At 61.3% G+C, this 3,019-nt stretch carries 5 protein-coding genes and 1 pseudogene; 3 read left to right on the plus strand and 3 right to left on the minus strand.

Features of this window, described 5'->3' with window-relative positions:
- Positions 1-336 precede the first annotated feature (336 nt).
- Both IVA82_RS40035 and IVA82_RS40040 read left to right on the plus strand, forming a co-directional pair.
- Positions 337-642, plus strand: coding sequence for a hypothetical protein (locus IVA82_RS40035; RefSeq protein ID WP_247389128.1), 306 nt, complete (start codon positions 337-339; stop codon positions 640-642).
- A 109-nt stretch (positions 643-751) separates the two neighbouring features.
- Positions 752-1,150, plus strand: a complete 399-nt coding sequence (locus tag IVA82_RS40040; protein WP_247389127.1) for a hypothetical protein — start codon at positions 752-754, stop codon at positions 1,148-1,150.
- A gap of 95 nt (positions 1,151-1,245) precedes the next feature.
- Here the strand turns inward: IVA82_RS40040 and IVA82_RS49245 are convergent.
- A pseudogene (locus IVA82_RS49245) lies at positions 1,246-1,650 on the minus strand (substrate-binding domain-containing protein).
- A 22-nt stretch (positions 1,651-1,672) separates the two neighbouring features.
- Here IVA82_RS49245 and IVA82_RS40050 point away from each other — a divergent pair.
- On the plus strand, positions 1,673-1,813 hold the full coding sequence (locus IVA82_RS40050) for a hypothetical protein (RefSeq protein ID WP_247389125.1): 141 nt from the start codon (positions 1,673-1,675) through the stop codon (positions 1,811-1,813).
- A gap of 538 nt (positions 1,814-2,351) precedes the next feature.
- Here the strand turns inward: IVA82_RS40050 and IVA82_RS40055 are convergent.
- Entirely contained in the window at positions 2,352-2,564 is a 213-nt protein-coding gene (locus IVA82_RS40055) for a hypothetical protein (protein WP_247389124.1), read from the minus strand.
- Positions 2,565-2,566: 2 nt separating this feature from the next.
- Complete coding sequence (locus IVA82_RS40060) at positions 2,567-2,926, minus strand: hypothetical protein (RefSeq protein ID WP_247389123.1); 360 nt, start codon at positions 2,924-2,926, stop codon at positions 2,567-2,569.
- Positions 2,927-3,019 lie beyond the last annotated feature (93 nt).

Below are 3,019 nucleotides of genomic sequence, written 5' to 3' on the forward strand. Positions count from 1 at the left end.
GCAACCCGCAGTGCCGGCTTTCGTTCCGGCCCGGAGCCGGCGCCCTCTCCGCGGTCGCTCGATGCAGCGCCTGGAGAAGCGAAGCCCCGGAGTTGCCTAGGTGTGCGGTCAGCTCGCCGGGCGAAATGCGCGCCAGCGCCATCCGGTGCTTGCTCGCCGGACATGGGTCGCTCGCCTATAGAGCCAGCCACACGCCGTTGGGACGGCCGACGCCCGGACGGATTGATTTTGACGGGTCACCGCGACGTGCGTGGCCTGCGTGGGCGTGGTCGAGCCGCAGGAACATCGCGCATCCAAGAGATCGATTTATTTCATCAAAACAGAAAGGAAGTTATCATGAAGATCATCGCACTGGGCGCATTCGTCGCCACGCTGCTCGCATCAGCGGCCTCTGCCGCAACGCAGATCGGCTCCGCCGAAGCGGCCAACATCGACCAGGTCCGCCTGGTCTGCAACGAGTACGGACGCTGCTTCCGCACCCGCGGACCGCGCTACGTTCAGCGGTACTACGGCGACGACGACAGCTATGTCATGCGCCGGAGCTATGGCTACTCCGGCGGCCCGGGCTACTACGATCGCGGGTACGGCTACTACGGCGGCGGCCCGAGCATCGGCTTCAGCTTCGGAACGCGAGGCTGGTGAGTCAGCCGCGGAAGGGCCGCTCTCCAGGAGCGGCCCTTCCTCCGGCACGATTTGAGTGCGCTGTGACTCCGGTGGACATCGCTGGCGGCAACGTCAAGAAGGAATAGCCATGGGCGACGAAGTGCGGCAGGCCATTCATCGGACGGCGCGCATGCTCGCCGTGTACCTCGTGCTCGGCGGATCCTACCTGGGACTCCAAAGCGAGACGTTCGCAGGCTCCCGCTTCGACGGGACATGGAATCTGGTCTTCGTCACCCAGCGCGGCGCTTGCGACCCGACCTATAATTTTACGGTCAACGTCGTGAACGGCAATGTCAGCCACCCAAACATCCTGACCTTCAGAGGCCGTGGCTATATCGAATCAATCATGTATGCAACCTGCCGGCGGGCAGGCGCCGCAAACGCACGCAAACAGGGCGACTTGGCGGCAGCCAAAACCCCGCGCATCCGCTGTTGGCCCATCGCCTCGGTTGGCGCAGTGCAGCGGCAGGTCCGGAGTCGGCGGTAGAGCAGAAGTCATCGCCTCCAGTGAAAGCTGAAAGCTGCCGCCTTTGGCCCTTAAGAGATATCGCGTCGAAATTACGGGAAGTAATCAGCCTGGCTCTAGGCTAGGCTATGCTTCTCGACGATCGGTGCCGCGGCCGGTGCGGTGAGGAATTTGACCAACGCCGTGGCGGCGTCCGCCACCTTCGTCGTACTATGAATGCCGCCCGAATATACGGTGATGTTCTGGATCTCTGTCGGCAGCGGTCCAAGAATTTGGATGTCCTTCACGGAATGAACTCACTCACCTGGAAACCGACCTCGGCCTCGCCGCGCGCGACCACTTCATCTACCGGTTCACCCGGCTTCACCGGCAGCTTTCGATTTGACTTGGTCGGAGATGCCGAGCTTCTCAAACATGCTTACCAGATAGATGCCGCTCGCTCCGGCAGAGTAGGCAACGGATTTTGCTACGAGCACTGACCGCTTCACGGCATCTGCGGAGCTGATATCGGCCCTAGGCATACCAGCGCGCGCCGCAACTCCGATGGCCGATTTCGCGGACGCGATTGCTGGCGACAAGTTTGCCTTGCTTGATCAGCTCTTCAGTTCCGCTGTCGCCCAAGATGATCAAATTGGCGGCTTCGCCGGCCGCAATGCGTTCCCATGCTTTGATGCCACGGAGTAAGAGGCAATCGGGCGGGTCTCAGTGGCTGATGGGCGGAGGCGACTAGCGAGCTAGACTGCACCTTGGGCAAGCAAGCTCTTAGCAGTGTCAATAGTTTCACGGGTCGATCTCGTCGTCCAGCCGAGCAGGGACCGCGCTTTCTCGGAAGGAAACCAATCTCTCCTTGCCCAAATCGAAAATCCGAGCGCGTAGAACCGGATGACAATGCAAACACTCGGATGAGAACATTAGGGATCGAAATGGACGGAACGTTCCGAGCGTTCTCGCCAAGCTCCTGTTTGAGCACCGTCGCAATTTCCTTCATCCAATAGAATTCAGGAGGATGCGATGAACCGATGACCGCTGGCTTGCGGAACTTCCATCGCTAAGACCTGCAGCTTTGCCACATCTCGAACATCGACTAGGCTGAAGCCCAAGCGCGGCAACCCGGGCACAGATCGGTCCAAAAGCTTCTTTAAATACATCTGGCGATTCCGCCGGCCCTCGCTCTCCCAAATGAGATGTGCGTATTCACGTGATTTCAGCAGCAGACTGATCCTCATTCCGGCACGTCCGATCTCGCTCGTGGATGCACCCTCGCGTCAACCAAGACCTCGGTGATGGCTTCGCGGAGGCTGTCGCGATCGAGGATGCGGAGCAGCCGGTCGACGGTGGTCGCCGCGTCCTGCTCGCGCGTCAGGTAGTCGGCCAGCGCTATCATGGCGAGGTCATAACTCTGCTCGATCTGCTCGGCTGGGGTCAGGCGCGCCATGCTCAAGCAGCTCCGCGTAATGGAAGCGCCAGTTGGACGGCAAAGGGCCGGGTAGCATTCGCCTCGATGAAGGCTCGCAAGGCTGGCGTGATCTCGGCGTTGCCTACGGCGCGCTCCGCTAGCTCATCTGCGACTTCGCCGGTCGCGTCGCGGGACAACCGCTCAATGGCGTTGAAAGCCACGATCCGGACCGGATACGCGTACTGCCCGGAGAGCAGGTCGCGGAGCACGGTTTGGCGATCGGTGTCCTGCTCGTCGGTTTCCCGCCAGGAGCAGCCGGCTCGGATGCCGAAGTCCTCCAGCACCAGGTAAATGTCCCGATCGAGACGATCCAGCGGCACGATCGACGGCGCATAACGCATACGCAACTCCTACTCAGGAGGTGCAATCACGCTGCTGTCGGATCGTTCCGGCCGGAATTGCGCGCGGCAATGGATGTGGCCTACTGCCGGCCC

Source organism: Bradyrhizobium sp. 142, from assembly GCF_023074015.1.
In the GTDB taxonomy this organism is placed as follows: Bacteria; Pseudomonadota; Alphaproteobacteria; order Rhizobiales; family Xanthobacteraceae; genus Bradyrhizobium.

Excerpts from the sequence above, each read along its gene's own strand:
- IVA82_RS40055 (WP_247389124.1), bottom strand. The coding sequence starts at position 2,564 with ATGGCGCGCCTGACCCCAGCCGAGCAGATCGAGCAGAGTTATGACCTC.
- IVA82_RS40060 (WP_247389123.1), bottom strand. The coding sequence starts at position 2,926 with ATGCGTTATGCGCCGTCGATCGTGCCGCTGGATCGTCTCGATCGGGAC.
- IVA82_RS40035 (WP_247389128.1), top strand. The coding sequence starts at position 337 with ATGAAGATCATCGCACTGGGCGCATTCGTCGCCACGCTGCTCGCATCA.
- IVA82_RS40050 (WP_247389125.1), top strand. The coding sequence starts at position 1,673 with ATGGCCGATTTCGCGGACGCGATTGCTGGCGACAAGTTTGCCTTGCTT.
- IVA82_RS40040 (WP_247389127.1), top strand. The coding sequence starts at position 752 with ATGGGCGACGAAGTGCGGCAGGCCATTCATCGGACGGCGCGCATGCTC.